Consider the following 26,446-nt stretch of genomic DNA (forward strand, 5'->3'; position numbering starts at 1 on the left):
GCAGTGCCTGAATGGTTAGATGTAGCTGTACGCTCAGCATTATTTGTTGCTCTTTTACTTTTCATTACAAAATGGTTAGGGAAAAAGCAAATTTCCCAACTAACTTTCTTTGAATATGTCACCGGTATTTCTATTGGGAATATTGGTGCAGAAGTGGCTATAGGACTTGAACGGAACATTTTTCACGGAATTATTGGAATTGTCATTTTTGCGGTTATTCCCTTTTTCGCTGGTTTAATTTCATTAAAAAGTAAACGTTTTCGCAATTTTATAGAAGGAAAAGCAACTGTATTTATCAAAGATGGGAAGATTATGGAAGATAATTTAAAAAAGGAAAGATATACGACAGATGAACTGTTAGATCTCCTTCGCAAGAAGGATGTCTTTCAAGTCTCTGATGTAGAATTTGCTGTTTTAGAGGCAACAGGTGATTTATCTGTGATGCTAAAGAAAGAAAATCAACCTTTAACAGCAAAGGATATAAACTTGAAGGTTGCTTCAATCAAGGAGCCTCAGACCATTATTATGGATGGTACAATAATGGATGAACCACTAGCCACGATTGGACGAAGTCGGGCTTGGCTACAAACTGAATTAGAAAAACTAGGGGTAACGATTGAAAATGTATTTCTGGGACAGGTTAATTCTTACGGAGAGTTAACGATTGATCTGTTTGACGATAAATTACAAGTCGCACCCCCACAAGAAAGACCCTTAATTCTTTCAACCTTGAAAAAATGTCAAGCAGACTTAGAACTATTTGCTCTTGGAACGGAATCAAAAGACGCCAAACAAATGTATAGGTTAAACAGTGAAAAATTACAAGAAGCCATTGATAAAGTGACCCCTATTTTAAAAGGATAAGGATTTAGCTTAGATTCATACATGACGAAAAAAAGATACCATTTTTAATTGAAATAAGTTTAAAAACCTTAGTCCAATTTCGGACTAAGGTGAATTTTTTTACGAGGTGTTAGAAGTGTCTATTTTTTTAGTTAAAGTTATTTTTATCTATATTGTGTTTATTGTAGCAGTAAATATTTTAGGGAAATCAGCTCTAGCCCAACTTACCCCTCATGATTTTGGAGCGATTCTTTTTTTATCTTAATCGAAAGTTAAAGGAAAGTAGATATCCTTTACCTGAGCTGTTGTCTAATTTAAGAACAACAGGATATCCGGATATTCACGATAATGAATATGCGATTTTGGAAGCAACAGGTGAAATTAGCATTTTTCCAAGAAAAGAATTAGTTCCTATTACTCCAAAAGATTTACATATGAAAGTGGAATACCGCGGATTACCCATAGCCGTTGTCATTGAAGGGAAAGTGCAAAAGCGTAAATTAAAATTTATCAACAAAAATGAAAAGTGGTTAAAGGAAGAACTAAAGGCAAAGGGATATCTTCAAATCAAAGATTTTTTTTATGCTGCTGTTAGAGATACCGATCATTCATTAACCATTAACAAAAAAGATGTTAACGACTAATTTTAAGACGATTTCCTCCCAATATAAATTAATGTTTTCTCTTATTTACTTCTTGTTGCATTTACCACTTTCATTTTCCAAATTTATAAAAAATTATACCTATATTTAGGAATTTACCAGATGGTAATTTTCAAAATCACTAAGTCTCTAGTTAGGACAGTGCCCAGATCATTACGCCTTTCTTGATGTCAGAACTTTCCCAACCTTAATTCTCTTTTTTTCGTTCTTAATATCTTATACAAGTTCTTATAAAGGTAGTCCATAATATATAACAGACAATCCCTTCATATTCCATACGTATACTGGTTACATAGTTTGTACATGTTAAGAGTAACAGAAGGAGGGATTCCAGTTGGAGTGGATTTTTTATCTATACCTGTTAAATACGTTCTTTATCTTATTCATAGCAATTTGGGAAGTTCGTCGGCCTGCCAAGGCTTTGAATTGGATAATAATCGTCCTTTTTTTACCTGTCATTGGTTTCTGGCTATATCTTAGCATATCAAACCCTAGGTTTATTCATCGAAAAAGATTGACCTGTTCTAAAAATGAATCTAACAAATTACCTGAGACATTCGGTGCTTCAGCATCGGTAATTGCCAATGCTTTACGGCATTTCACTGTGAATGGGCTTCGAATGGGCCAAGTCCAAGTGTTTAACAATGGGATAGCAAAATATGATCAACTCCTTGTATCCCTGCAAAAAGCCCAAGAAACCATTGATCTGGAATATTTCATCTATCGGAACGACCAAATTGGTAATCGAATCACAGAACTGCTAATCGAAAAAGCATTAAATGGAGTGCAGGTTCGTTTTATGAGAGATAGCTTGGGGAGTTATAAATTCCCGCGTGAAAAAATCCGGCAGATGGTTGAAGCAGGGATAGAATGCAGGACAATATTTCCTCTGCGATTTCCCTGGATTTTGTCCAATTGGAATTATCGGGATCATTGTAAGATTGTGACGATTGACAGAAAGGAATCCTTTACTGGCGGTATGAACGTTGGGTATGAATATACAGGATTAAAGCCAGACGTAGGATTTTGGAGGGACACTCATTTGCAAATTATAGGGGAAGCAACAGGCGACTTGCAGACTGTTTTTGATGTTCATTGGGAAATCGCTGTGCCGGAAAGGATAAAATCAAAAACAAATTTGAAAACAAAATCAGAGGTAACGAAAATCAATTCAATCGGCAGAGCAGATCATTCCAAATGGTCAGCCGAATTGGGATCAGAGTTGAGCACCCTTGATGATAAAGAAATGGACATATCCGGAAAAACTAGGACATTGCATAAAGCGTATATCCATACGTTGGAAGGAAACCCTGGAATTCCTACCCCAGTCATTCGGCAAGCTTACTTTATATGTATAACACAGGCGACCAAGACTATTGATTTAACAACACCCTATTTTGTACCAGAAACGGATATTATCATGGCATTAAAGACAGCAGTAACTCGTGGTGTCCGTGTAAGATTGCTGGTTCCTCGCCACAATAATCAAAAAATCGTGGGTCTTGCAAGCCGTACTTATTACGGAGAACTTATAGAAGCTGGAGTTCAAATCTACCAGTACGACAAAGGAATGATACATGCGAAGGTGTTGACCATCGATGAGGAGATTGCTGCCGTAGGCTCAGCAAACTATGATATGAGAAGTTTTCGCCTGAATTATGAGGTGTGTCAAGTCGTGTACAGTGCTGATGTGGCAAGGGAACTCACAGAGCAGTTCGAGAGGGATCTTACTGATTCTGTACCATTAAGAATTGAAGACTTGTTGCAACGATCCCTGACCGAGCGCATTGTTGAACAGGGTGCTCGCGTGCTTTCTCCATTATTATAAGTTGAAAAAACCGGTATTATTTATCTTTCTGATTTTAATTAGCTTACATGTTGTAATATAAATATTTTAAAACATGAGGATTTTTGAAATCGAGTGAAATATAAAATGGAGGAATAAATTTTGGGTGAAGTTTTTTTGGGTTTACTGACAATCAAAGTCATAGTAGGTTTTGCAACTTTATTTTTTATCATTATCATAACAGGCAGAACATCCATCTATCAGTTAAACCCCGTTTCACTTAGTTTTTGTGTTAGTACTTGGAGATTTTTTAGGAAATAACATTTATGAAGATAAGGTAGGGATTTTTCATTTTTTATATGCCATCGGATTGTGGACGTTTCTTATGTTGGGAATAGAGTTTATGACTCTAAAAAATAAATCGACACGTTCTCTCTTATTAGGCAATCCTAACATCATCATTCGAGATGGTGTTATGGACAGAGATGTAAATCAAGTATTGAGTATACTCCGTCAAAATAATGTCTTTTCAGTTCGCGAAGTCAAATACGGTATATTGGAAGCTAATGGGCAAATAAGTTTATTATTAAAATCCAAGTATCAAAAACCAGATCTCAATCTTCCAGAAAGTCCAGTAGACCTCCCAACATCGTTAATTATAGATGGGGAAATTTTATGGGATAATTTACATGAACTCGGATTTGATCAACAGTGGTTAGATAACCAATTAACTACCAATGGATATGATAATGTAAAGCGTATACTTTACGCAGATTGGCGAGAGAGTGAAGGCATACATGTAAGTCCTAAATAAAATTTGTTAGGATAAGAGCACATCAATTTTCTTGGTGAATATAAACTTTAGTCTTCAACAATCAGGCGCTTTAATGAAGTAACTAAAGCCTAATTTTTCACTTATAACACCGAGAAATTAGACTTTTTATATTTTGGTTTCCTTAACGTTGTAAATCCGCATTTTCCTGACGCTACCCCTTCCTAAAAAATTTAAATCTCAACAGATCTAAAGAAACCATCGACACTATCACCAGTGCCGCTATCATATTTCAGGAGGTATTCTCCTTTTTGGTTAACACTAAATTCTTGAATAAAAGTTTTCCCTGCATTCAGTGTCGTAGTGGATAAGAGTGTATTCCCATTAGGATAATAAATTGTGAATTTGAAAGATTTGCTGCCGTCATTCGCAACAAAAACTCTGATTTTCCCCGGAGAGCTGCCCTGATAGTTGAATGAAACCTTACCAGTACCACCAGAAAAAGGCTGACAAGCAATATACGGAGCGTCACATGACCAGCCAGCAGGTTTCATGACTTTATCTTGATTTGGCAAGGCTTTTGCAGATACATCTGCAGTCCCCATCAGTGGAATTAATCCAAAAGCAAGAGCACCGGCAATAATTTTCTTTTTCATTAGTATTCCTCCTCTTAATAGTGAATATGATACAGTTATATATTTACAATATTTATAAAAAAATCCCTCCTTTTTCAGTATAAGGAAATAAGGAAATTTTAAGGTAGACAAAAAAATGTCATAATATACTGGAGCAGACTGGTTCAAAGCATGAAGATGATTTCACCCCCATGTTCTGAAGCCAAACTTATAGCAGAACCGGCGCAGCTGCAATCAAAATTAATCGCTGAAGCCGAAAAAATAATGAAAGTTTATAAACATGTATGACAATCTGCTGTCATACATCTTTTTTTATAATGCAAGTATCAACTTAAAGGAGAAGATGTTTAAATGAACCATGCGAAAAATATGTATCAGTACCATGTTTGGGCGAATAAGGCGCTATTAGAAAGAATGAAGGAATTACCAAGCGGCGTTCTTTACGAAGAGGTTCGCAGTTCATATCCTACAATTGCACAAACGTTTAGTCACATCTACGCGGCGGATGTTATGTGGCTGCAAGTACTTAAAGGAATAGACATGCAGGAAGCATTAGAACCTTCTATGGCTTATGCAGAAAGGTCTCATTTATATTCTGCAGAAGAATTTACTAAGTCTTATGAAGAACTGGCTTCACAGTTTGAAGAATGGATTAATAGCCAAACAGATTTCGAACAAAAAATAAATTTGAAGAATCCTTGGTTAGGTTCCAGAGAAACTGCTTACTCAGAAATTTTATTCCATGTTGCGAATCACGGTACTTATCATCGAGGTAACATAACAACTATGTTAAGACAACAAAGTTACGCTTTGGCAATGAATGACCTTTCTTTATATTGGTATCAGGATGAGGCCAGATAGTCATTGCAAATTAATAACCGTCAAGCGGCTCTTAAAACTTCTTTTTTAAATTGGCAAGTCTCTTTCAGTCAAGATGGGGCAATGAGCAAGAATAGAACCAAAAGCTGCCGGCTTATTCCCGGCAGCTACAATGATTAGAAATCTTATATATTAACAAGTAAAATCTATAACCATACGGCCGGTCACTTTACCTTGCTCCATTTCTTCAAATATATCATTCACGTCTTCGATCGGGCGCTTTGTCACTTTAGGTACAACTTTACCGTCTGCAGCGAATCGGAAAGCTTCCTTCAGGTCTTCTCTGGTACCTACTAATGAACCTACTACCTGAATTCCATCTAACACAAGACGGGGAATATCTAAGTCCATCTTATCTACCGGTAAACCGACAGCAACTACTCGCGCTCCTGCTTTTACAACATCAATCGCTTGATTGAAAGGGGTTTTAGAGACAGCGGTAATGACCGCAGCATCAAGTCCTAAATCGCTGGTCACTTCTTTAGCCTTCTCGACAGGGTCTTCGTTTAAACTGTTTACAACCGCGTCAGCACCTAAGCTCTTAGCAAAATTCAACTTTTCATCGCTAATGTCGAAAGCAATCACTTTAGCGTTAAAGACATTCTTTGCATATTGAACAGCCAAGTTGCCCAAACCGCCGACTCCAAATACACCGATCCATTGACCAGGCTTAATTTCACTGACTTTTACTGCTTTATAAGTTGTTACGCCTGCACAAGTAATGCTGCTTGCTGCTGCCGGATCTAAATGTTCAGGCACTTTCACTGCATAATCAACCGCTACGATTGCTTCTTCAGCCATCGCGCCATCAACTGTATAGCCGGCATTTTTTACATCACGGCACAGGGTTTCACGGCCTGTTAAGCAATATTCACAGCGGCCGCAGCTTTCAAACATCCACGCAATAGAGACGCGGTCTCCTTTTTTCAGGCTTGATACGCCTTCACCAATCTCGGTTACAATGCCTATTCCTTCATGACCTAAAGTGACGCCTGTCACATCCCCGAAATCAGCATTTTTAACATGCAAGTCAGTATGACATACACCGCAGTATTCCATCTTAACTTTGGCTTCACCATGTCGCAAAGGACGTAATTCTTTTTGTACGATCGCTATATTTTTGTCTTTCGTCGCTATTACGGCTTTCAAAAAATACACCCCTTTCATTTATTGGAAAAATAATACTTGGATTACAATTTAGCACAATAACCTCCTTTTGAAAACCCTTACATTTATTTGCAGACAAGTGTTTCTAAAAATCGATTGAGGCGGCATGCAGGGAAGTTCCCACGGATTTTTTGTCGTCTTCCATGAACGGAATTTCCATAGTATAGACACGCTCTCAAAGGAGGCCGCGAAGTGCACCAAATCGTTTATTCCCTACGGAGCCGACGTAGATACACAAGAAAAAGCTGACAGAAAATCCCCATCTCATTAGAAGGGGATTGTTTTTTGTGAAGTACGTATCATCGGATTGTTAAAATTGTATAATCTGGAAGAGGAGGAACAAAAGATAAGCATAAGGTCAGCTTTAAAATGACAGAGAATGAAGCGGGATTTTTTATGGCCGATGACACAAATGAGCGGTATTGGCCGACTAAGCTGGGGTACAGGTTTACCATTTTCAATGCAGAAGGCTGTACGTTGAATGTTAAACTTCAGAGCGAATCACGCTGGCAGGGTATGAGTTTACTCTTAGTGAAAAGAATTTTACGGGTAATCACTTACATTTAAGCGCATCTGACAAGGTGAATGGTGATGCAAACAGAAACCATTACTTAAAGATCACAAAAGGAGCCGGATGCGGTGACGTATGGATTAAAGGCTTTTACGGTTTCGAACATGATGAGCCGGATGAAGATTGGTGAGCCTGATACATAGTCGAGGTACATCCTTGACCTTTTTTGTCTGAAGCTTCTTTTTTAGAAAAATTCATTGAATAGTGCATGAATATGATCTCCATAGACACAATACAAACAGACTATATTCTATTGGTAAGGGAGTGAGAACCAATGAGCAAAAAAGGAATTCAAAATTCAAGTATTGAACAATTGAAAAAAGACCATGAGACCGAAACAGCTTTTAAAGCGGATGATCCCAAACAAAGTTCAAACCGTAAACAAATGAAATAACAAAATTTTTTAATATGGAGTGAATAACATGGCTGAAAAAAATGGAGCAGACAGACCGGACGACTATAAAAGATTTTCTTCTTTGGATAAGGATTATGATTTTCAGCAGCAATCATCGGCCGGCGACACCAAAACAAACCAGGCAGACACGGAAACACAAACTAATCATAAAGAAACTGAAACAACAAATGTCGCTGGAAAATATTTTGATTCATCAGATTATGAGGGAACAACGCAATTGGAAAAAGGATTGGCTGAAACACATGAACAAGTCAGCGATGACTATTTTGAAGGAACTATTGATCAAAACTTGGAATAGTCATATAACGGGGCTTTCTTGAAAGAGTTAGTTCCGTTTCACCATTCAAAGAATGTCTTGGGTGATTTTTTGAAAGAGCGCGGCTGACACCATGTAGGATTACTACAGGTTACAAGATCATAGTCAAGGTATAACCTTGACCTTTTTTCATGCCATAAAATTTACAGGTATTTAGATATTAAACTGATTGAATTGCTGATCTGCAAGAAAGGTCTAAAAAAACATAGATCTTTTAAAGCGATCAATATATACTGATTTAAACAATGGGGAGAAATTGTAAATTCGAGACCTTAGTTTAAAAAGCAGGTGAAATAAATGAAAATGGCGACTTGGAGCAAAATCAAATGTTATGCTCTCACATTGGCTTTTTCAAGCTTCTCGTATGGTTTGATCTTCGGATTGTATATGTTTGTATACTCAGGTTTTGTGCCGATTGCATTAATCACGGTAGTTATCATTGCTTTTTACGCGTTCATCACTTACTTTTTATTTGCTGTTCCTGTGCAGTTATGGCTAAGAAAGAAGCCTGAAAAGTTTAGGTTGATTCATCTTTTCATTTATACAGCAGCCGCTTTTTTAGCTGTGTACTTGTTTTGGTGCATTGGCAATCCGTCTATTGATGTTAGAGTTTTCGAGAATTTCATTTATTACATAATGAGCATTGTTGCTGCGCTAATATATTGGTTTTGGGACTCTATATTTCTGCGAAAGTAGTGTGTTTTATAGACAATTTATATCGCCGGGTAAAAAAGACGGACCGAAACTACTAATATAGATGCTCACTCATTCCGCCATGCCCAGTCTGCATTGTACAAGTTGAAATCATGTGATGAATCCAGAAAGCAGGTGAGGAGAAAATGGAATACATTGAATTGAAAAAGGAGAATATTGATGACAATCATATTTGCTGCGCATTAGGTGCGAAACAATATGAGGGGGCGGTAAATGAAAAAAAGAGCTGGCTCAAAGATCGAATGGCTGATGGCTTGGTATTTTATCGATTAAACGAACGGGCAAAAGTTTTTATTGAATATTTACCTGCAGAAAAAGCGTGGGTTCCGATAAGCGCACCTAATTTTATGTTTATTAATTGTCTTTGGGTGTCGGGGAGATATAAGAATAACGGCCATGCGAAACACTTGCTAGATAAATGTGCGGCAGATGCAAAGGCCCGCGGTATGGATGGAATCGTTCATATAGTCGGTAAGAAAAAACTCCCTTATTTAAGTGATAAGCAATTCTTCGAGCATATGGGATTTACTTTGCAAGATGAAGCAGAACCCTATTTTCAGTTAATGTCATTGACCTGGAATGAACATGCAGCTCCTCCTGTATTTAAAAAACAGGTTAAAAGTTATTTCGTTAATGATGAGGGCATCACAATATTTTATACAGCTCAATGCCCATTTGCAGTCGGAGTGTTAGAGGATTTAAAGAAACTGACTGAAAAGAAAGGGCTTCATTTTCAGGCCCATCGATTATCCTCAAAAGAAAAGGCGCAAACATCACCGGCCATCTGGACAACTTTCAGCGTGTTTTATAATGGAGAATTTCTCACTCATGAAATTATGAGCGTGAATAAGTTTGAAAAATTACTCAATAAGCTTAATTAATGGCTTAATTTGATTATTATCCATATTATAAGAAATGAGGATGGTTTTAAAAAACCGTATAGTACAAATAGATTGAGATAGTTCTTTAACAAACGGGCGAGGCCTGTTGAAGATGTTCATTTCAAAAATAGGAGACTAACAAGTGCAAAAAATTGAAACCCACCGCTTAATTTTAAGAAATTTTACCGAGGCAGATTCGCAAGGCCTTTTGGAATATTCGGCACATCCGAGAGTGAACTGCTTTCTTGATGACAGAATTTCTACGATAGAAGAAGCTTCCTTAACCGTTCAAAAAAGAAGCAGAGATGATTCTTATATTGCAGTTTGTTTAAAAGACAGTAATGATTTGATCGGAGAACTATTTTATTTAAAAGAAGAGCCTGATACTTATTCCGTTTGTTGGAATTTCAATGCTCGATTTGAAGGGATGGGATACGCCAGTGAAAGTGCAAAGGCTTTCTTTGAGTATCTCTTTATGCAAAAAGACGCAAGAAGGCTTTATGCATATGTTGAAGATGATAACTACAAGTCACAAAAATTATCTGAAAGATTAGGTATGCGTAAAGAAGGTTATTTTCTTGAATTTATTTCATTTACGAAATACGAGGATGGAACACCTAAATATGAAAACACTTTCCAATACGCACTGCTAAAGAAAGAATGGTTAAACCAAAAACATAGTTAATAGAATTTGTGGGGAAATAATCTCCCATTTTCCTCCTGCGTTTATGAAGAAATCTTTAGCTGAATAACGAGCACAGCAGCTTTTTGTCCAGGCGGCTGTTTTTCATATCTCTTCTATTTCGTTCAACACGAAAAAAACCTTGCCGGAGGCAGGTTTTTTTGCATTTAAGTTAAATTCTTCAATTAAATTACCGATAATACCAATGGATTGCGAAATTGGAGAAAAATGCTTAGTTTAGTAACGATCAAACGTTGTAAAATTCGAGAGAGGGTGAATGTGATGGAAGGCCTAAATAACTCTTACAATATCACGAAAGATCCGAAGTTTTTAGCGTTTTGCAGTTTAGCGACAGAAGGTGCAGGAATCAGTTCGAATCAGCAATGTTCAATTAATTTTGATGAATTTAAAGATGCGCTGGAGAATGGGAAAGTGGTTGATCATAAAAACCTTAAAAGCAGTTCAGAGTTACATCACCAGTTCGATTACTGGAAGTCCAGAATAACTGGAGGACGAGCTGTAACTGAAACTGATAATCAAGTGTTGGCTATAATCAAACAAGCATACAATCTTGGAATGGTTACGAAAGATAATATGCTTTTGAGAAATCAAGCAATGAACGCGTATAAAACATCTATTTAATTTTTAAAAAGTCCCTGCCGTCAATCTCATTGGAAATGATGGGGAAGTACATCTGCGTTCAGTTAAAACTTATTTGAAGATGGTTTTTATTGTATTGCTCACATTAATTATGATCAGGAGCTAATGATGAGAAGGCGTTGTCCGAAGTCGTTGCTAAAAAATAAAACGTATGATGAAAGGAACTCTGACTTGAAGTCAAATTTAGTTTCGCTCGTATTAGCTTTGATAGGATTTATATTCAGCATTTATATGCAATCAATGGCTTATTGGAGCAATGACTCAATGCTATGGTATTGGATCGGCGCGATTTTGTCGTATATATTTGCTGCCGGAGCAGCAGTTACTCTGATTCTTAACAAAAACAAAGACTCAGTTCTATCGATAAGTTGTCTCATTTTAATGATTGTAACTGTTATGCTTTTTTTAGTCACAATTTTTTGGACGACTTTTATCATGATCGCGTGGCAATCTGCTAAGGGGGAATATGGCCTTATTTTTCGTATTTTTTTGATGACTGGAATCTGAACCTCTATTTATTAAGTTTTTGAATTTAAATGTAACAATTCTAATGTCCATACGTTCTAAATGATAAAGGCGGGATGCAATGAAGAAGTATAAAGTCATTAAAAAATTGCTGATTATTATCACTGTTCTGACCATAACGGCCGGAATTGCACTGTTTTCTTTAATTTCAGGAGAGAAAGTCAAATATATCGGCTATAGCCAGAACAAGACGTGGGAAGCGTCAATTGAAAAATCAGGCAAGACCTCTATCGGTCCTAATTATTTCTTGAATTTGTACTACAGAGGCAATAAAGAGAATGAAAAGAAAACGGTGATTAAGAGATTAACATTATTTATTGACGGCCGGAAATATGAAGAAGATAAAGACTATCATCTTTCAGAATACACTGGAGAGAAATTAGAAGGCGGCGGAACGGGGGAAGATCATATTCAGACGTTTGAATATATGCCGGAAAATGAAGTAATCGGTCATGAAATCACTGTTGAAGCAGCATGGAAAACCGATCATGAGTCCTATAAAGAAAAATTTAAACTGAAAAGAATACATTGGTATGACTGAAGTAAAAAGGGCGGTATAACCCTCTCTTTCATCCAAAACCATTAGTTTTGTCTGTTTTTTCTCGATTTTCTAAATTGATCTGGGTCGATAAAAGAGTCACTTGCTGCTTATGTATAAGAAAGTAATACCCTGGAATGTGTAAAATCAATGAGCAGCTTCGGAAATGGAAGGGTCCGCAGTGGAGGTGAGCTTGTGAAAAAAGGATCAAGATGAATGTGACCAGCATCCATCCTGATCAATGGGGTTTACAGTGTTCTATTTCATTGTATTCCAATCGGAATAATATTACAACAGCGAAAAAGAAAAAAGTGAGCCGATCAATAACAGAAAGTGAGTCTGTTTAAATGGAAATAAAGGATTATCTGAAGGAAAGGTTTCCAACTCTAAAATTAATGCCCGGCATTTATCACCAATGGGGCGTTGGGATCCATTTTTCTCTTGGCGGCAATATGTATCAATTTGATGAAAGCGGGGGTTTGAATCTTGATTATTTTCAGCTTGTCCATCATCAAACTGCCGCTATTTTCGATGAACTGTTTGAACAAAATGATGACTTATTTCTTGTTGCAAATGTATATAAGTACAAAACTAAGGATATTTACGCAAGAAAATTAAAAATTTATCAGCCGTTTCTGAAGTGTAAGGATGATTTATATCGGATTCAGGTGAAAACATGCCCGTACCCGTTTGAAGCAGATGATGCAGAAGAATACGAAATGCAGCAGTTTTCTTTAATATGTAAACGGAAAGATTTGCGTATTACTCAATTACTTAAGGCAGCTGCCCACGAAGATTTTCCGCTGAAGCCAAGATTCGGGGGTTACTCTGTTGATTATCCCGATGTTTTCTTTGTGAATATCACAAAAGACATTATTTTCTTTATATATGATGACAGAGGGTGTGAAGTCATCGCTCGTGATGCCGGAAGAATACGTCCGCTTTATGATCAATATCATGATTGGATTGAAGATTGAACGCATGACATGAATTCGAATGGCTGTGTTCTTGCTCGGGACGGTATCCCATCCGGGTCTATCCGGCAGCAGGAATCTAATGAGCAGAGCATAAGCATAAGGCGGCCAGAAACATCGGAACTTCTGGATTCTAGTCTGTTGTATTTATTTGGATGAATTCCTTTTTGAAAACGGCTGAATAGAATAACAAATAAAAGCTTTTTTTACACAGTGCAGGAGGAGAGAAATGTGAGGGCTGAACATCATGATTGTATGGAAATTGGAATTTATTCATTTGCAGAATTATACCCCGATCCTCTGACAGGGAAAACAGTCAGCGCAAAGCAACGGTTAGATGAATTGATAAAGCTGGCAAAATTGGCTGACGATGCGGGTCTTGATGTATTCGGCGTAGGCGAGCATCATCGTCTGGATTATGCGGTGTCATCGCCGCCCGTCATCTTATCAGCGATTTCACAGCTCACCGAAAACATTAAGCTGACGAGTGCCACGACTGTATTATCTACCGAAGATCCCGTTCGTTTATTTGAGGATTTTGCAACACTTGATCTGATATCAAACGGCCGGGCAGAAATCATTGCGGGACGGGGGGCATTTTTAGACTCGTTTCCTCTTTTCGGTTATGACGTGGGTCATTATAAAGAATTGTTTGAAGAACACATTGAGCTTTTTTTAACATTAAACTCCGAGGAAGAAGTGATTACCTGGAAAGGATGTTACCGGCCGCCGCTTAACAATGCAGAAATTTCCCCGCAGCCTTTTCACGGAAGCATTCCGCTGTGGTTAGGTGTTTCGGGCACTCAGGAAAGTGCGGAACGGGCCGGAAGTGCAGGGGCCGGTCTGGCATTAGCTGTACTGAGCGGTGATCCGAGGTCATCTAAACCGCTTGTTGACAAATATCGGGAAGCGGCTTCTAAAGCCGGTCATCCGCCGGAAAATGTGAAGGTTGCCGTAACCGGACATACGTTCATTTCAAAAACGAATGAACAGGCAATACAAGAATTTTATCCGTATCATTCTAATTACTGGTCCCGTGTACATTCATATCACGGGATTCATGAGCCTTTAACGAAGGAAGACTTTGAGCGGGCAGCCGGTAAAGAAACAGCCTTATTTGTGGGAAGCTCACAGCAGATCATTGAAAAAATCATGCACCAATACGAGCTGTTCGGACATCAGCGGTTCCTCGCGCAAATCGATATAGGCGGTATGCCGTTTAAAAAAGCCGCGGAAAACATCGAACGATTAGCAACAGAAGTAGCACCGGTTATCCGAAAAGAAACCAGTAAAGCAAGCGATTGAATGAAGTCAGGCGGAGCGGGCCGGTTTTTCGACCACAGAAACGGCCCGTCTTTTTTTATGATTATAAAAAACAAAGGGAAGAGCGCAAACCTCATTGCTTTTTCCTATCAAGAAAAGGAAGGTCTTTTCATTCTCCATCGTGAAATGTATATACTGAAAGGTTTTCATTAACAAAAAAGGGAGGATGACGTAGAGATGAAGGGTTTAGTCAAAGCTGCAGTTTTAACTGTTACTCTTGGTATTGGAGGCGCTTTCTATTCAAGTGATGCGTCTGCACACGGGTATATAAAAGAGCCCGTCAGCAGAGCGTACATGGGGGCATTAGAGAAGCAAACAATGGGCTGGACGGCTGCTGCGCAGAAATATGGCTCCGTCATTGATAATCCTCAGTCTGTGGAAGGGCCGAAAGGATTTCCGGCTGCAGGTCCGCCGGATGGTAGAATTGCGTCTGCAAACGGAGGATCTGGACAAATTGATTTCGGTTTGGACAAGCAGACTGCAGATCATTGGGTAAAACAAAACATCCGCGGCGGCTTTAACACCTTTACTTGGCACTACACCGCACCTCATGCGACATCAAAGTGGCACTATTATATCACCAAGAAAAACTGGAATCCGAATAAACCTTTGTCAAGAGATGAATTCGAATTAATCGGGACGGTAAACCACGACGGCTCCAAGGCAGATACGAATCTGACTCATAAGATTTTTGTGCCGACTGATCGAAGCGGTTACCATATCATTTTAGGGGTGTGGGATGTTGCGGATACTTCTAATGCCTTCTATAACGTCATCGATGTAAACCTCACAAAATAATCTATGAAATTACTGATCGGCAGCATGTTCATGCATTGCCGATCTTTTTCGTTTGAAAAAGTTAGTTAAATGAGGAAACAGCAAAGCGCCATAAAAAATTCATTATGGCGCCGTACGATCATGAAGGTGCTGCTCACATGGATGCAGAGGCAAGGGGACTCTTAATAACCGCCGAGGAAAGAAGCCCCGACGATGATTAATAAAATGAATAGCACCACGATTAACGCAAAGGAGCTACCATAACCGCCCATATGATCTCACCTCCCTTAAGAGGATTAATACATATTATGCTGAATGTAAAAGTTTGATAGGGATGCTAGTTTATTTTTCTGAAAAATTATAAAAAGAAATGAAAAAATCGATAGAGGAGTATGCAGAACTTTAAACTGATAAGACGTCATTAAGCATTCTTTCAGCTGTGCTACCTGCGGAAGGAGTTTGATTGTAAGAAACGATTCCGATAATCACTAACAAGATGATCAACACCAATATACTCCACAAAGTTATTTTTAAAAATTTTGACATGACGCACCCTCACTTTGAAACACTTTACTGGGTCCGCGATCGGAGGCCCGCACTTCAAGTATAGTCGTTATAAGGGTGAAAAATGTGTAACAATCCGGTGCAATAAAAAAACTTGCGGTGCGCAGCCGCAAGTTTTTTCGTGTTAAGGTCTGTGGAATTCAATATGCTGATTATCACGATCGAACCAGCCTCTGAATGCCCAGTTAATCCAGCCTCCGTCTCCCTTGTTATCAAAGGACCCGTCTTCGAAGACCCAGATTCCGTAAGTAATGCCGTCATAAACGGCTGATCCGTAAAATTGAACACCGTTAAAGCGGTCTTCGTATTCTTGATTTAAATTAAACACCATGACGTTATACTTCTGTCCTGATGCGTAAAATGTTGTTTCCATGACATTTTTTACCCAGCCGGTTCGATTTTGATTTGATTTAACCGCTTCAGCAATGCGATCAGAGATTCCGAGAACATCTACGTCTACATTCAGCCCGGCATCCACACCTGCTGCTTTCACGTTTGAGTCTGCTTTTTGGGATAATTTACTTTCTAACGGATTTGCAACGGGTGCAACTTGAGGCGCATTCGCGTGTTCAGACTGACTGGCTGCTGAGGCACTGGCTGTGAAAGGAATTGTTAGAGATAAAGCTAAGCATGATCCGATTGCTGTTCTGGCGATTTTCATGACTATGACCTCCTGAGGGAATTTTTTGAAAAATTGTTGCAAATTCATGGTAGCGCAGAAAAATTAATCAAGCAAAGAGCACATCCTCTCAAATGTCATGTCATTCTATTTGTGTTGTTTTCTGTAAATAAAATACTTTTAATTCGGCGGGGATGGGAAGAAGATAATAGAATGCTTTTATGTATCGTGATAGGATGACCGGATTTTAGGTGAAAATGGCCCGGAAACCTGAACTCTTTTGGCTGTATTCCTTCCATGCCTATACAGAAACGCATAATAACAAAAACACCCGGTGTTTACCGGGTGTAACAAGCGTTGATATATCAGGTCAGCAGTATTTTTTGCATTTTCTTTTATAGACGACGATGTAATCATAATCAAGATGCTTTTTATCTTGTTTCTTTTTCTTTTGTTTAGGCTGCTTTTGTTCTTTTTCACCGTGATCATAATGCATATCCATATCCATATCCATATCCATATCCATATCCATATCCATATCCATCCTCCTTTTTCATCTGACGGTAATATTCTATGACTGAAGGACCTGATGGCTTGGACAAATGAAACGATAGGCTTAAAAAGAGGCGGCTCGTTCGGTATAAAAGAACAGGACCATACCCGCCGATAGATAAGAGAGGAGATGATCCTGATATTAAAACCGCTATTTGATAACCGCAATGGCAATGCCGTACCCTTTTTCAGGACTGTATAAGGCCGTCAGTTTCAATACCTTCCAGCCTTCCGCGGCTTTAGTTCCGATTCCGTTATGAGCCGTGATATAATCTCCCGGGTTGACCGTACTGTCAATCCGTACGTAATGCCGGCCGCTTAGTCCGACAATATGCCATTCGTCCCTGGCAGCACGTGCTTCATAGTCAGCTTCAAGAGCCGGGCTGTAGTCTGGGTTTTGTTTCGGCACGCGTATCGTTTCTCCTGTTTCTTCGTCAGTCACGCTTTCATATATAAAACCGCCGAACTCGTTCGTCAAAAAGCGGCTTTGCCATCCGAAGCTTGCAGCTCCTGATATAAAAGCGGCTGTTTCTGAAATGACGCCGAGCATATAATCTCCAACGTGAGCCGGTTCGATTTTTTCTCCCCTTACTGTGACGATCGTCCCGGCGGGGATAAACTGGCCGTTTACACTTTCAAAATATTCTCCGTATCCTGACAGGGAAGAGGTGACAGCTCCGGCGAAAGTTCCGTGGCCGCCCGCTGAGTCCAGTTTCCATTTAATGGACTGATGCCCTCCGGCAACTGTGTACGGTTCTTCCAAGGTAATGCTTTCTGATGACAGAATTGTTCTGGAGACTTTACTGCCCGTAATATGGGCATTGTTTGAAGCGGCGATAAATGCCCTTGAACCTTCAGAACTTGAACCTCCAGAAGAGCTGATGATCGCATTTCTGTCACCCTTTGCCGTAATATCGCCTGTTCCCGCAATAACGGCGCTTGTCGGGTTAAATGCAAAACCAGAGCTCGTCGCAAGCTGTGCGCCTCCCTTTAAATTGACCGGGATCTGCTCGTAAGTCTGTCCTTTTATAGAAGCGGCAGCGCTGTAACCTTCCGCCTGCACGCCGAGAATGACAGCCTGACTGTTAGGGGACGTAATTCCGACGGAACCGCCGTCTCCGATCATCGTTCCGTTCATAATATTTACGTTATATTGCCCTCCGCCGATTGAAATCCCTTTAGGAGAAGACTTGTAAATATCAAAATTTGAAATTTTAACATAATCGGTTTTATTTGATCCGCCGGATATATTGATGTCAACACCGGCTTGTGTAAAGCCGCGTATTTTAATGCCGCTGATCGTAATATTTTGACTGCGGTATTGAAGAGCTACGACAGGATTCCCGCCATAGTCGTATGAAGGGTCGCCAATGGCTGTGAATCCGTTTACATTGACATTTTTATAGGCGGAGATGACCAGCGCCCGCGGGGTTACACCGTCATAGAGAGCATTGAAAACCGGTTCAATCGCGGTGCAATCGGTTAAAGTAACATCATAAGCCGTCGTGCTTTCAGGGTCTGAGGCCTGGTGGTGGCCGATATGACGAATATCAAAAGAACGTACATCACGATATGACACATGGCCGATAATATGAACATTTTGAGAAGCCGGCCACAGGCTGTGCGCTTTTACTTCAATCCCTCGGATATTTCCGCTCGTATAGTTATTCAAAAGCCACACATGTTTAGAGCCGTCATCAATTTCAATACCGTTCGAATTTGCGCTGCCCTCGGCATGCTCTGTGCCGCGGGGATTTCCGGAATGGCAGTTGGAAATGAAAATATATTCGCTGTAATGGGTGGTAATGCCGTCGTCTCCGGCGCCGTACGCCACACAGTTATCTATCCATATATAACGGCAGCCGTCTTTTGTCCATTCAGTTTCAGGCAAATGATCGTAAGCGGGAGATGTGATATCAATACCATGCAGACCTGCGTTAACCGCTTCAACATTCTTAATCCAGCCGTATTGCACGTTAGCAAACGTTAAACAGCTGTAAAACTGTCCTCCCGGGTTTCTGACTCCGCATTGACGATCAGGATTCCAGTCTAAAGTCATGCCCTCTACAAAAATATTACGATTTCCATTTTCGTAATCATTATTAGTTATGACCCATTCATATGCGGGAGCGTCCTCATGGAGTTTAATCACGGTAATCCCTTGTCCCTCACCGGAGATGGTTGTCCACGATGGGAGTTTTATCCCTTGAACCAAAAATTCTCCTGAGGGAACATTGACTTTGACGCGGCCGTTCCCGATCGCTCTCCGAAAGGCTTCCGTATTGTCCCGGCCGTCAGGGACTGCTCCGTAATCCTCCACATTCACTTCCCGGGTGATTTTATTCATAAGCATTTTGTATTCTGTATCAAGCCGATCTTTTAAAAGTGAGGTGACCATTCCTTCCGCCGTCACCCGGGCATCTGCGATCTCAAGATTATCATCTGTTGCGGAATGCTTAATAAAATTCTGCATCCTTGCTTTGAGATGTTCCAATTCAGAGGAATGGGCAGGGTGAGACTGCAATGCGGCGTTTAAAGACGGATCAGGAAAGTTTTTAAATTGAACCATTCTAAAGACACCTCTTTCTTTTGATATAAGCGCCTGACGCAGAGGACAGAAAATAGCCGCGCGCCTTTATGCGCTTATTCATCAAATTCTTTGTTCGGGACGAAATTCCTTTTTGCACCCGGGTGAATTTTAAAAAAATGCCAATATTTCAGTGAAAAGAACGGATCTGAAAAAGTTCTGGGAAAACCAGTAACAATATATAAAAAATTTTACTCTATATAGAGAAATTGTATTATAATTAGAGCTGTCATATGAAAATGACGAAAAAAGACTCATAGGAGGACATGATGGTAAGTAAGAAAAGCAGGATTGTGGCTGCAATATTAGCATTTTTTCTAGGCGGTTTCGGCATTCATAAGTTTTATTTAGGAAGAGTCGGACAAGGAATTCTCTATCTTTTGTTTTGCTGGACTTCAATTCCTTCAATTATTGCATTTATTGAATTTATTATTTATCTGTGCGGAAGCGAAGAAGCATTTGATCAAAAGTATAATTTTTATTATTACCAACAGCAATCAAAAGCCTGACAGGGGGTGTCCCCCTCATTTCAGGCTTCTTCTCAATTCTGCATTTTCTTTTCCTCACGGTTAATCCTCCTTCAGCTGCTCCGGCTTCAAAAAGCAACGTTAAATGGTATAATGGGGCACGGATTGGTCATAAATACGACTAAAATAGGGAATCAAAAGGAGCAGCGAACATGACTTTACAAATCAAAATTAAATATTCAGATGATACACAAACGAGAATCAGTAAAATTGAACAGGGCGATTGGATTGATCTGCGGGCAGCAGAGGATATAACAATCAAAAAAGACGAATTCAAACTTATTCCGCTGGGAGTTGCGATGGAGCTGCCGGAAGGATACGAGGCCCATGTCGTTCCGCGTTCAAGTACATATAAGCATTTCGGTATTATTCAGACAAATTCAATGGGTGTCATTGATGAATCTTATAAAGGTGACAATGATTTCTGGTTTTTTCCTGCATACGCACTTCGGGATACCGACATTTCCAAAGGAGAGCGGATCTGCCAATTCAGAATCATGAAGAAAATGCCTCAAGTGGAGCTGATCGAAGTAGATAACCTCGGGAACAAGGACCGCGGAGGACTGGGATCAACAGGCACAAAATAAAATGAAAAAAGACTGCTCAACGGCAGTCTTTTTTCTATGGAAATAAAAAGTCATATGTCACGTTCAAATATAATTTCGAAATAAGCCGCTGCCCCATATCCGTCTATGCTGGGAGCAAATATTTGAACCAGACGCCAGCCGCGTTCAGCATATTGATGAATGATTTCCCGGTAGTCCTCCTTCGGTCTTCTTCTCATCGTGCTTAGCTCAACTTTTACAAATTCGTATTCTTTCATAAAAAAATCCTCCTCTTGTTTTATACGGAACAAAGGGAGAAGGGTTTCATGTTTATCATGTAAGCATTCCGTTTTCTGAACAGAAAGGCTTTTTACGTAAAGGATGGAGGCTGCTCTGATGTTTTTATTCTTTAAGATGAACGGAGGTCTTGTCCAACGTATATAATATTGTGACAAAAGTGTAAATAAAAGAAAGGATGATGTTATGAAAAAAAGGGTTAGAAGAGAAAACCGAGCTGCTGGCAAAGAGGCAGAGCAGAAGAAACCGTCCAAAGTCACCCTGTTCTGCCGTTCGCTTCAAAGGCTGAAGCATTTGTATTGTAACATAAACATACAATTGCCATCAATAACCAAAAAAGGAATTTTAGTTTTAATTTTATCGTTTTTGCTTCTGCCGTTTTTACGGGCTGATGCCGCTTCAGATACTTACGGCAGTTTCGAGAAATTAAAGCTGCATGAGAATCCCTCCGTTTATTCTATTTCAACGAAAGAGCATGACCCTTATGTTCTCATATTAGCTATACACGGCGGAGGCATAGAGCCGGGGACCAGTGAGTTAGCCAGAGAAATTGCTGAAAACCGGAGCTTGTATTTATTTGAAGGATTAAAATCAGCCGGTAATGCTGATTTGCATTTGACCAGTTCGCATTTTGACGAACCTAGGGCTGTTCAAATGGTGCAAGAGCACTCAAATGTCATTTCTTTGCACGGCTACGGCAGCGTCGATAAAAAGATAAAAATCGGCGGTACAGACAGAGCACGGGCCGAACTTTTGACAGATGTGCTGAAAGGGCATGGGTATCCTGCCGTTTTTCTCGACACGAATGATAAGTATGCAGGCGTCAGTCCGAATAACCTTGCCAATCATTCTTCATCCGGGTTGAGTATTCAAATCGAAATGAGCACCGGCTTCAGAAAATCACTATTTGATACTTTTACGCTGAAAAGCAGAGCGTCCACACAGAACAATACCTTTTACCAATTCACAAAAACGATTTCTGATTTTATCAGTGACAATTATAAATAAGCACGCCGCATTTGGGTGGCGGAGCTTTTTCTTTTGAAATTTATGAAACTTTAAGTTCTTAAGATCGTATACATAACTGACAGGATGAAAGAAAAGAGGTGGGCAAATGAAAGTGATGATCGGGTCTATCATTCTTCTTGTCATTATCGGATTCGGTTTATGGCTGATGCTGAGTCCTATCTTTAAACAAGTGGGAAGCAAAGCCAAAAAATTCAAAAAGTCATGGGAGGAAGAAGATCAGCATGAGCGAAAATAAGCGGAGAAACACAAAAAAAATACTCGGCGGTGTGATAATAGGCGCAGCCCTTTTGATTGCGGGCGTTACAGCGTCACTATTCATTGAAAAAATACCGAATGGTTATGTCGGGGTTGTATATTCACCGAACGGCGGGGTAAAATCCGAAACATTGGACCAAGGCTGGCACTTAGTCGGTTTATTTAATAAAGTAACGGAATATCCGGTGCGTATGCAGACAGTGAATAATGAAAATATAAAAGTGGCAACTTCAGACGGTAAAAATATTGAAATGGATATCGCTTACAACTATGTCGTTCAGCCTGACAAAGTAGTGGATCTGTTTAACAAATTCGGAGCGGTAGACGTTGAAACGATTGAAAATACATATTTAAAAACAAGGCTGTGGGACGCGGCGCGAAAATCAATCAGCAAATACTCGGTTATTGACACATACGGGCAAAAATCTGCGGAAGCAGCTGCAGATGTTCAAAAAAGGTTTGCTGATGATATGAAGAATCTCGGATTTTTAATTGATGATCTGACGCTTGGCGTACCGAAGCCGGATAAAGCCACACAGGAAGCCATTGATGCAAGGGTGAAGTCTTCACAGGAGCTTGAACGGACACAAACTGAAATTAAAATAGCCGAAGCCGAAGCGAAAAAGAAAAAAATTGAAGCGGAAGGGATCGCTGATTATAACGAAATTATAAAAAAATCAATGTCTGATGAAATGATCAAATATAAATGGATTGAAAAATGGGACGGAAAAACACCGAAAGCGACAGGCACAGACTCACTGCTGCAGCTGCCGCTGGACGAGCAGAAGCAAAAATAAAAAGAAAAGGAGGCGAATGCCTCCTTTTTATGTTTTTTCCTGAGGATCCTTTTCCGGCATTAACTCTTCAGACGCCTCGGTTTGATAGCTCAATAGCGTGTTGTCTGTCTCTGTTGTGGCCTGATAATCTTCAGGCAGCACATATTGCTGCAAATACCGATGAAAAAATGCTTCAAAAACAGTAAGGCAAAGTGCAGAAATAACCGATGCCGCGGCAGGAGAAACATTAAAACCGCCAATATTCATAAGGAATATCCATAATATAATGAATGAAATTCCGAAATCAGCTGCAGCGGCTGTGAAATTGCTTGTTCTCGGCAGAATCATGTAATCACCCGTAAAATAAGTGATCAAACTCAAGATCAATGTAATAAACAGAACGTTTAAAAAAGTTACTTGGTACATAAGATCCAGAACAATGTACAGCAAAGCAAGTGTGAGCGCTGTTTTAGAAGCGAAAGCAATTACGTGTTTCATTTGAACCACCTTCGTTATTTCGTTTATTCTTCATTGTAGGCAATCCGTAATTTTTTAAACTGGTATATTGTGGTTATAAAGTATGCGATTTCTTAAAATATGGATAGACGTCATTGTGTTCACGAGTTAAAATATGTAAAAAAAGGGGGATGCAAATTGAAAAGGTGCTGGATATGTATTGCTGTTTTTTTATTATGTTTTTGCGGAATACACTCAGCCAAAGCGGCTACCACTGAATTCGGATCAAAAACGAGCTTCACACTAGCGGGAAATGCAAAAGAGTTTTATATTGAAAATCCGGGGACTGTATCAGCTGACGATTACTTTTTAGGATACAAGTTCACCATTATGAACAACTCTTCATGCGGTTTAAACATGAAACTCCAGCGGATGGCGCTGAACGGAAATTTTTATACATTAAGTTCTAAAAGCTACAGCGGCAGCTGGTTAAATCTCAGTGCGCAGGATAAAAAATCAATTGACCCGTATCACAAATACAGGATTTTGATTGAAAGCTCTTCAAACATCTGTGAACCTGTCTATATTAAAGGGTTATACGGCGTAGAATATTATCATTTTGATTAAAAATTGATACCCGCTAAAAAGCAGCGGGATTTTTTACGCGTAATCAAAACACGTTGTACCATGTACTAAATATTCATATATAAATTTGATTTCCCGCCCCAAGTAAAGATGACATAAACAAATTCAGCCCGAACATCTATACAAAGTTGAAAATTATACAAAAAGTTTCTTTAGGGAAACATTATTTGTTGACTTCAAAAGTCAGATGTCGGATAATAAGAATGTAAGCATGATGTAAGTTTTTCCTCCTTAGCGGGTTCGTTTCTAAGCCAGGGCGAACCTGCTCTTTTTTATGCAAAAGAAAAACCCCTATGTGAGGGGTTTTACGATAAAAAAAGTTTAATAGAATTAATGGACGGCTCTGAATACGCCGATGACTTTCCCTAAAATGCTTACGTTTTGCAGGATAATCGGTTCCATCGTCGGATTTTCCGGCTGCAGCCGCACATAATTGTCCTCTTTATAGAAGCGCTTGACCGTCGCTTCATCATCTTCGGTCATAGCCACCACGATTTCCCCGTTATTAGCCGTGTTCTGCTGTTTGACAATGACGTAATCTTTGTCAAAAATGCCGGCGTCAATCATACTTTCTCCCATGATTTCTAACATAAATACATGTTCGCCCGGAGGAACCATCCGGTCAGGAAGCGGAAAATACTCATCGATATTTTCAACAGCCGTAATCGGAATACCCGCCGTCACTTTCCCGATTACCGGAACATTTACGACCTGGCTTTTCGGAATTTGGACTTCTTCTTCATCCAATACCTCAATTGCCCTTGGTTTAGTAGGGTCCCGTCTGATCAGGCCTTTTGTCTCAAGCCGTGCCAAATGTCCGTGCACGGTTGAACTGGAAGCCAGTCCTACTGCTTCTCCTATCTCTCTTACAGAAGGCGGATATCCTTTTGTTTTTACCTCTTCTTTAATAAAACGCAGGATATCAAGCTGCCTTTTTGATAGCTTCGTCATATTTCGCACCTCAAAACGTCGATTTTAAGTAGATTATAGCATGATTTTCCTGACAGTACAAACATAGGTTCGAAAAAAACGATTGACAGAAACATTTGTTCGTATATACTGAAAGATATAAAAAGCGAACAAACATTCTTATCGGAGGTTGTATAAATGGCGAAGGAATCTATCATATTTGTCGGACTGTTTACTGCGATTTTAAGTGCCGCTATTTTACTTGTTTCATGCGCGGGGAATGATCAGACGCTCAGCCAATATGTTAAAATAAAGGTTCAGGACGGCGATACTCTCTGGTCACTTGCGGATCATGTAGCAGAAAAGAAAAATATTAATAAAGAAGATTTCATTGAGTGGGTGACGGAGAATAATCATCTTCAAACTGCTGATATAAAGCCCGGAGACGAACTTATTCTTCCGGTTAAGAAGAAGCATCCGGCCGTATATCAGCTGGCCATTGTTAATTAGAGAGGAAAGAGAGAAATGAAGGCGATCATTTATGCCAGGGTTAGCACAAACAAAGAACAGCAGCAAACGTCTTTAAAAAGACAGGAAGAGGAGCTTAGGGAGATCGCTGCGGCAAACGGCATGGAAGTCGTAAAAGTCATTTCTGAGAAAGCAAGCGGTTACGAAATGGACCGCGACGGAGTATTTGAAATGCTTGATGATATTAAAAAATCACATATTGACGCGATATTGGTGCAGGACGAAACAAGGCTGGGAAGAGGAAACGCCAAGATCGCGCTTTTGCATTGTATTTACAGGGAAAACGTAAAAATATATACGATGGCTCATAAGGGTGAGCTGGAGCTTTCCGAAGCTGATACGATGGTACTCGAAATCGTCAGTATTGTTGAGGAGTATCAAAGAAAAATTCACAATATGAAGATCCGGCGGGGAATGAAAAGAGCCGTAAAAAACGGCTATAAACCTGAACGGAATCTGAAAAACAGGCATGAAAACAGCGGTAAAGAAAAAAAAGAGGTTCCGGTTTCGGAAATTATCAGACTGAGAGCCAACAAGCTCACCTTTGCAGAAATCGCAGCCACCTTAAGAGGATTTGGATATGATGTGTCCAAAGCCACGGTTCACCGGCGTTTTCAGGAATATACCGCAGACAGCGAAGGCAGCTGACGTGCATCAGTTGTAAAAACGACTACGTTTTAGTAGTATATAATCAACACGCACCAAAGGAGCTTATTATGATTTCTAAAGAAAAAATCGCGAGAATAAACGAATTGGCTCAAAAAGCTAAATCAAACACGATAACTGATGAGGAAAAAGCCGAACAGCAAAAGCTTCGCCAGGAGTATTTGAAAGGATTCCGCTCCTCAATGAAAAATACGCTTAAGAGCGTAAAAGTTATTGATCCGGAAGGTAATGATGTCACTCCTGAAAAATTAAAAAGGGAACAACAGAAAAATAATCTTCATTAAACAGAAAGAATACGGCAATACGTATTCTTTTTTCGTATATACTAATATCAGACTGTGCTTTACGACAATTTTCAACAAGTTTATCTC

At 39.5% G+C, this 26,446-nt stretch carries 33 protein-coding genes and 2 pseudogenes; 26 read left to right on the forward strand and 9 right to left on the reverse strand.

Features of this window, described 5'->3' with window-relative positions; all coding sequences use genetic code 11:
• Nucleotides 1–3 precede the first annotated feature (3 nt).
• The 5 genes and pseudogenes from BAMF_RS29885 to BAMF_RS40745 all read left to right on the forward strand — a co-directional run bounded on the left by BAMF_RS29885 (nt 4) and on the right by BAMF_RS40745 (nt 4,105).
• The gene (locus BAMF_RS29885) at nt 4–864 is read left to right on the forward strand and encodes a DUF421 domain-containing protein (RefSeq protein WP_013352388.1); all 861 of its coding nucleotides are present in this window, start codon (nt 4–6) and stop codon (nt 862–864) included.
• Nucleotides 865–979: 115 nt separating this feature from the next.
• Nucleotides 980–1,487, forward strand: a pseudogene (locus BAMF_RS29890) (DUF421 domain-containing protein).
• A 352-nt stretch (nt 1,488–1,839) separates the two neighbouring features.
• Nucleotides 1,840–3,333, forward strand: coding sequence for a phospholipase D-like domain-containing protein (locus tag BAMF_RS29895; RefSeq protein WP_013352389.1), 1,494 nt, complete (start codon nt 1,840–1,842; stop codon nt 3,331–3,333).
• Between the two features lie 247 nt (nt 3,334–3,580).
• Nucleotides 3,581–3,634, forward strand: a pseudogene (locus BAMF_RS42120) (hypothetical protein); the annotation flags it as partial.
• Between the two features lie 60 nt (nt 3,635–3,694).
• On the forward strand, nt 3,695–4,105 hold the full coding sequence (locus tag BAMF_RS40745; protein WP_076983292.1) for a DUF421 domain-containing protein: 411 nt from the start codon (nt 3,695–3,697) through the stop codon (nt 4,103–4,105).
• 191 nt (nt 4,106–4,296) lie between these two features.
• On the opposite strand, the gene BAMF_RS29905 is transcribed toward BAMF_RS40745, so the two are convergent.
• Nucleotides 4,297–4,719 (reverse strand): hypothetical protein, encoded by a 423-nt coding sequence (locus tag BAMF_RS29905; RefSeq protein WP_013352390.1) that lies wholly within the window; start codon nt 4,717–4,719, stop codon nt 4,297–4,299.
• Nucleotides 4,720–5,049: 330 nt separating this feature from the next.
• On the opposite strand from BAMF_RS29905, the gene BAMF_RS29910 reads away from it, so the two are divergent.
• Nucleotides 5,050–5,559: a DinB family protein gene (locus tag BAMF_RS29910; RefSeq protein ID WP_013352391.1), complete on the forward strand. Its 510-nt coding sequence runs from the start codon at nt 5,050–5,052 to the stop codon at nt 5,557–5,559.
• 150 nt (nt 5,560–5,709) lie between these two features.
• Here the strand turns inward: BAMF_RS29910 and adhP are convergent, their stop codons facing one another.
• On the reverse strand, nt 5,710–6,726 hold the full coding sequence (gene adhP / locus BAMF_RS29915) for an alcohol dehydrogenase AdhP (protein ID WP_013352392.1): 1,017 nt from the start codon (nt 6,724–6,726) through the stop codon (nt 5,710–5,712).
• 863 nt (nt 6,727–7,589) lie between these two features.
• Between adhP and BAMF_RS29925 the strand changes: the two genes are divergently transcribed.
• From BAMF_RS29925 to BAMF_RS29975, 11 genes are all read left to right on the forward strand, one after another.
• Complete coding sequence (locus BAMF_RS29925) at nt 7,590–7,709, forward strand: hypothetical protein (RefSeq protein ID WP_014470359.1); 120 nt, start codon at nt 7,590–7,592, stop codon at nt 7,707–7,709.
• A gap of 28 nt (nt 7,710–7,737) precedes the next feature.
• Nucleotides 7,738–8,028, forward strand: a complete 291-nt coding sequence (locus tag BAMF_RS29930; RefSeq protein ID WP_013352395.1) for a YozQ family protein — start codon at nt 7,738–7,740, stop codon at nt 8,026–8,028.
• Between the two features lie 315 nt (nt 8,029–8,343).
• Complete coding sequence (locus BAMF_RS29935; RefSeq protein WP_013352396.1) at nt 8,344–8,742, forward strand: UPF0715 family protein; 399 nt, start codon at nt 8,344–8,346, stop codon at nt 8,740–8,742.
• Nucleotides 8,743–8,885: 143 nt separating this feature from the next.
• The gene (locus BAMF_RS29940) at nt 8,886–9,641 is read left to right on the forward strand and encodes an N-acetyltransferase (protein WP_013352397.1); all 756 of its coding nucleotides are present in this window, start codon (nt 8,886–8,888) and stop codon (nt 9,639–9,641) included.
• Nucleotides 9,642–9,783: 142 nt separating this feature from the next.
• Nucleotides 9,784–10,326, forward strand: a complete 543-nt coding sequence (locus BAMF_RS29945; protein ID WP_013352398.1) for a GNAT family N-acetyltransferase — start codon at nt 9,784–9,786, stop codon at nt 10,324–10,326.
• A 279-nt stretch (nt 10,327–10,605) separates the two neighbouring features.
• Nucleotides 10,606–10,965: a hypothetical protein gene (locus BAMF_RS29950; RefSeq protein WP_014470358.1), complete on the forward strand. Its 360-nt coding sequence runs from the start codon at nt 10,606–10,608 to the stop codon at nt 10,963–10,965.
• 126 nt (nt 10,966–11,091) lie between these two features.
• On the forward strand, nt 11,092–11,490 hold the full coding sequence (locus BAMF_RS29955; protein ID WP_014470357.1) for a DUF3902 family protein: 399 nt from the start codon (nt 11,092–11,094) through the stop codon (nt 11,488–11,490).
• 79 nt (nt 11,491–11,569) lie between these two features.
• The gene (locus tag BAMF_RS29960) at nt 11,570–12,049 is read left to right on the forward strand and encodes a DUF4944 domain-containing protein (protein ID WP_013352400.1); all 480 of its coding nucleotides are present in this window, start codon (nt 11,570–11,572) and stop codon (nt 12,047–12,049) included.
• A 344-nt stretch (nt 12,050–12,393) separates the two neighbouring features.
• Nucleotides 12,394–13,023 (forward strand): DUF3885 domain-containing protein, encoded by a 630-nt coding sequence (locus tag BAMF_RS29965; protein WP_013352401.1) that lies wholly within the window; start codon nt 12,394–12,396, stop codon nt 13,021–13,023.
• A gap of 228 nt (nt 13,024–13,251) precedes the next feature.
• Nucleotides 13,252–14,325 (forward strand): LLM class flavin-dependent oxidoreductase, encoded by a 1,074-nt coding sequence (locus BAMF_RS29970; RefSeq protein WP_013352402.1) that lies wholly within the window; start codon nt 13,252–13,254, stop codon nt 14,323–14,325.
• A 195-nt stretch (nt 14,326–14,520) separates the two neighbouring features.
• Nucleotides 14,521–15,141 (forward strand): lytic polysaccharide monooxygenase auxiliary activity family 9 protein, encoded by a 621-nt coding sequence (locus BAMF_RS29975; RefSeq protein WP_013352403.1) that lies wholly within the window; start codon nt 14,521–14,523, stop codon nt 15,139–15,141.
• 161 nt (nt 15,142–15,302) lie between these two features.
• Here BAMF_RS29975 and BAMF_RS40750 read toward each other — a convergent pair whose 3' ends face one another.
• The 4 genes from BAMF_RS40750 to BAMF_RS29990 all read right to left on the reverse strand — a co-directional run bounded on the left by BAMF_RS40750 (nt 15,303) and on the right by BAMF_RS29990 (nt 19,424).
• Nucleotides 15,303–15,392 (reverse strand): YjcZ family sporulation protein, encoded by a 90-nt coding sequence (locus tag BAMF_RS40750; RefSeq protein WP_016935991.1) that lies wholly within the window; start codon nt 15,390–15,392, stop codon nt 15,303–15,305.
• Between the two features lie 416 nt (nt 15,393–15,808).
• Nucleotides 15,809–16,345 carry a hypothetical protein gene (locus tag BAMF_RS29985; protein WP_013352404.1) on the reverse strand — a complete coding sequence of 179 codons (537 nt, stop codon included), beginning with the start codon at nt 16,343–16,345 and terminating at the stop codon, nt 15,809–15,811.
• 328 nt (nt 16,346–16,673) lie between these two features.
• Nucleotides 16,674–16,841: a hypothetical protein gene (locus tag BAMF_RS41530; protein WP_013352405.1), complete on the reverse strand. Its 168-nt coding sequence runs from the start codon at nt 16,839–16,841 to the stop codon at nt 16,674–16,676.
• Between the two features lie 165 nt (nt 16,842–17,006).
• Nucleotides 17,007–19,424, reverse strand: a complete 2,418-nt coding sequence (locus BAMF_RS29990) for a peptidase G2 autoproteolytic cleavage domain-containing protein (RefSeq protein WP_013352406.1) — start codon at nt 19,422–19,424, stop codon at nt 17,007–17,009.
• A gap of 287 nt (nt 19,425–19,711) precedes the next feature.
• Between BAMF_RS29990 and BAMF_RS29995 the strand changes: the two genes are divergently transcribed.
• Both BAMF_RS29995 and BAMF_RS30000 read left to right on the forward strand, forming a co-directional pair.
• A complete protein-coding gene (locus BAMF_RS29995; RefSeq protein WP_013352407.1) occupies nt 19,712–19,951 on the forward strand; it encodes a TM2 domain-containing protein in 240 nt (79 codons plus the stop codon).
• 170 nt (nt 19,952–20,121) lie between these two features.
• Nucleotides 20,122–20,556: a dUTP diphosphatase gene (locus BAMF_RS30000; protein WP_013352408.1), complete on the forward strand. Its 435-nt coding sequence runs from the start codon at nt 20,122–20,124 to the stop codon at nt 20,554–20,556.
• Between the two features lie 50 nt (nt 20,557–20,606).
• Here BAMF_RS30000 and BAMF_RS30005 read toward each other — a convergent pair whose 3' ends face one another.
• On the reverse strand, nt 20,607–20,792 hold the full coding sequence (locus BAMF_RS30005) for a DUF4177 domain-containing protein (RefSeq protein WP_013352409.1): 186 nt from the start codon (nt 20,790–20,792) through the stop codon (nt 20,607–20,609).
• Nucleotides 20,793–20,997: 205 nt separating this feature from the next.
• On the opposite strand from BAMF_RS30005, the gene BAMF_RS30010 reads away from it, so the two are divergent.
• The 3 genes from BAMF_RS30010 (at nt 20,998) to BAMF_RS30015 (ending at nt 22,892) form a co-directional block, all read left to right on the forward strand.
• Entirely contained in the window at nt 20,998–21,819 is an 822-nt protein-coding gene (locus BAMF_RS30010; RefSeq protein WP_013352410.1) for a poly-gamma-glutamate hydrolase family protein, read from the forward strand.
• Nucleotides 21,820–21,925: 106 nt separating this feature from the next.
• Nucleotides 21,926–22,075: a hypothetical protein gene (locus tag BAMF_RS41535; RefSeq protein WP_013352411.1), complete on the forward strand. Its 150-nt coding sequence runs from the start codon at nt 21,926–21,928 to the stop codon at nt 22,073–22,075.
• Nucleotides 22,062–22,892: a prohibitin family protein gene (locus BAMF_RS30015; protein WP_013352412.1), complete on the forward strand. Its 831-nt coding sequence runs from the start codon at nt 22,062–22,064 to the stop codon at nt 22,890–22,892. The genes BAMF_RS41535 and BAMF_RS30015 overlap by 14 nt, the downstream gene beginning before the upstream one ends.
• A gap of 27 nt (nt 22,893–22,919) precedes the next feature.
• On the opposite strand, the gene BAMF_RS30020 is transcribed toward BAMF_RS30015, so the two are convergent.
• Nucleotides 22,920–23,369, reverse strand: coding sequence for a YndM family protein (locus BAMF_RS30020; protein ID WP_013352413.1), 450 nt, complete (start codon nt 23,367–23,369; stop codon nt 22,920–22,922).
• A gap of 156 nt (nt 23,370–23,525) precedes the next feature.
• Between BAMF_RS30020 and BAMF_RS30025 the strand changes: the two genes are divergently transcribed.
• Entirely contained in the window at nt 23,526–23,954 is a 429-nt protein-coding gene (locus BAMF_RS30025) for a hypothetical protein (protein ID WP_013352414.1), read from the forward strand.
• Between the two features lie 348 nt (nt 23,955–24,302).
• Here BAMF_RS30025 and lexA read toward each other — a convergent pair whose 3' ends face one another.
• Nucleotides 24,303–24,923: a transcriptional repressor LexA gene (gene lexA / locus BAMF_RS30030; protein WP_007611720.1), complete on the reverse strand. Its 621-nt coding sequence runs from the start codon at nt 24,921–24,923 to the stop codon at nt 24,303–24,305.
• Nucleotides 24,924–25,079: 156 nt separating this feature from the next.
• Here lexA and yneA point away from each other — a divergent pair, with 156 nt between their 5' ends.
• The 3 genes from yneA to BAMF_RS30045 all read left to right on the forward strand — a co-directional run bounded on the left by yneA (nt 25,080) and on the right by BAMF_RS30045 (nt 26,359).
• A complete protein-coding gene (yneA, locus tag BAMF_RS30035; RefSeq protein ID WP_013352415.1) occupies nt 25,080–25,391 on the forward strand; it encodes a cell division suppressor protein YneA in 312 nt (103 codons plus the stop codon).
• A 15-nt stretch (nt 25,392–25,406) separates the two neighbouring features.
• Entirely contained in the window at nt 25,407–26,057 is a 651-nt protein-coding gene (locus BAMF_RS30040; RefSeq protein WP_013352416.1) for a YneB family resolvase-like protein, read from the forward strand.
• Between the two features lie 68 nt (nt 26,058–26,125).
• On the forward strand, nt 26,126–26,359 hold the full coding sequence (locus tag BAMF_RS30045) for a DUF896 domain-containing protein (RefSeq protein WP_003153997.1): 234 nt from the start codon (nt 26,126–26,128) through the stop codon (nt 26,357–26,359).
• Nucleotides 26,360–26,446: the final 87 nt, after the last annotated feature.

This window comes from Bacillus amyloliquefaciens DSM 7 = ATCC 23350 (assembly GCF_000196735.1).
Lineage (GTDB): Bacteria > Bacillota > Bacilli > Bacillales > Bacillaceae > Bacillus > Bacillus amyloliquefaciens.

Bases quoted from the DNA above. Each gene is read 5' to 3' on its own strand.
- yneA (WP_013352415.1), top strand. From the start codon at position 25,080: ATGGCGAAGGAATCTATCATATTTGTCGGACTGTTTACTGCGATTTTA.
- BAMF_RS29905 (WP_013352390.1), bottom strand. From the start codon at position 4,719: ATGAAAAAGAAAATTATTGCCGGTGCTCTTGCTTTTGGATTAATTCCA.
- lexA (WP_007611720.1), bottom strand. From the start codon at position 24,923: ATGACGAAGCTATCAAAAAGGCAGCTTGATATCCTGCGTTTTATTAAA.
- BAMF_RS29940 (WP_013352397.1), top strand. From the start codon at position 8,886: ATGGAATACATTGAATTGAAAAAGGAGAATATTGATGACAATCATATT.
- BAMF_RS30010 (WP_013352410.1), top strand. From the start codon at position 20,998: ATGAAAAAAAGGGTTAGAAGAGAAAACCGAGCTGCTGGCAAAGAGGCA.
- BAMF_RS30005 (WP_013352409.1), bottom strand. From the start codon at position 20,792: ATGAAAGAATACGAATTTGTAAAAGTTGAGCTAAGCACGATGAGAAGA.
- BAMF_RS40745 (WP_076983292.1), top strand. From the start codon at position 3,695: ATGACTCTAAAAAATAAATCGACACGTTCTCTCTTATTAGGCAATCCT.
- BAMF_RS30040 (WP_013352416.1), top strand. From the start codon at position 25,407: ATGAAGGCGATCATTTATGCCAGGGTTAGCACAAACAAAGAACAGCAG.
- BAMF_RS41535 (WP_013352411.1), top strand. From the start codon at position 21,926: ATGAAAGTGATGATCGGGTCTATCATTCTTCTTGTCATTATCGGATTC.
- BAMF_RS29910 (WP_013352391.1), top strand. From the start codon at position 5,050: ATGAACCATGCGAAAAATATGTATCAGTACCATGTTTGGGCGAATAAG.
- BAMF_RS29985 (WP_013352404.1), bottom strand. From the start codon at position 16,345: ATGAAAATCGCCAGAACAGCAATCGGATCATGCTTAGCTTTATCTCTA.
- BAMF_RS29975 (WP_013352403.1), top strand. From the start codon at position 14,521: ATGAAGGGTTTAGTCAAAGCTGCAGTTTTAACTGTTACTCTTGGTATT.
- BAMF_RS29960 (WP_013352400.1), top strand. From the start codon at position 11,570: ATGAAGAAGTATAAAGTCATTAAAAAATTGCTGATTATTATCACTGTT.
- BAMF_RS29955 (WP_014470357.1), top strand. From the start codon at position 11,092: ATGAGAAGGCGTTGTCCGAAGTCGTTGCTAAAAAATAAAACGTATGAT.
- BAMF_RS29995 (WP_013352407.1), top strand. From the start codon at position 19,712: ATGGTAAGTAAGAAAAGCAGGATTGTGGCTGCAATATTAGCATTTTTT.
- BAMF_RS29935 (WP_013352396.1), top strand. From the start codon at position 8,344: ATGAAAATGGCGACTTGGAGCAAAATCAAATGTTATGCTCTCACATTG.
- BAMF_RS29930 (WP_013352395.1), top strand. From the start codon at position 7,738: ATGGCTGAAAAAAATGGAGCAGACAGACCGGACGACTATAAAAGATTT.
- BAMF_RS29990 (WP_013352406.1), bottom strand. From the start codon at position 19,424: ATGGTTCAATTTAAAAACTTTCCTGATCCGTCTTTAAACGCCGCATTG.
- BAMF_RS30015 (WP_013352412.1), top strand. From the start codon at position 22,062: ATGAGCGAAAATAAGCGGAGAAACACAAAAAAAATACTCGGCGGTGTG.
- BAMF_RS29950 (WP_014470358.1), top strand. From the start codon at position 10,606: ATGGAAGGCCTAAATAACTCTTACAATATCACGAAAGATCCGAAGTTT.
- BAMF_RS40750 (WP_016935991.1), bottom strand. From the start codon at position 15,392: ATGGGCGGTTATGGTAGCTCCTTTGCGTTAATCGTGGTGCTATTCATT.
- BAMF_RS29965 (WP_013352401.1), top strand. From the start codon at position 12,394: ATGGAAATAAAGGATTATCTGAAGGAAAGGTTTCCAACTCTAAAATTA.
- BAMF_RS41530 (WP_013352405.1), bottom strand. From the start codon at position 16,841: ATGGATATGGATATGGATATGGATATGGATATGGATATGGATATGCAT.
- BAMF_RS30000 (WP_013352408.1), top strand. From the start codon at position 20,122: ATGACTTTACAAATCAAAATTAAATATTCAGATGATACACAAACGAGA.
- BAMF_RS30020 (WP_013352413.1), bottom strand. From the start codon at position 23,369: ATGAAACACGTAATTGCTTTCGCTTCTAAAACAGCGCTCACACTTGCT.
- BAMF_RS30045 (WP_003153997.1), top strand. From the start codon at position 26,126: ATGATTTCTAAAGAAAAAATCGCGAGAATAAACGAATTGGCTCAAAAA.
- BAMF_RS29925 (WP_014470359.1), top strand. From the start codon at position 7,590: ATGAGCAAAAAAGGAATTCAAAATTCAAGTATTGAACAATTGAAAAAA.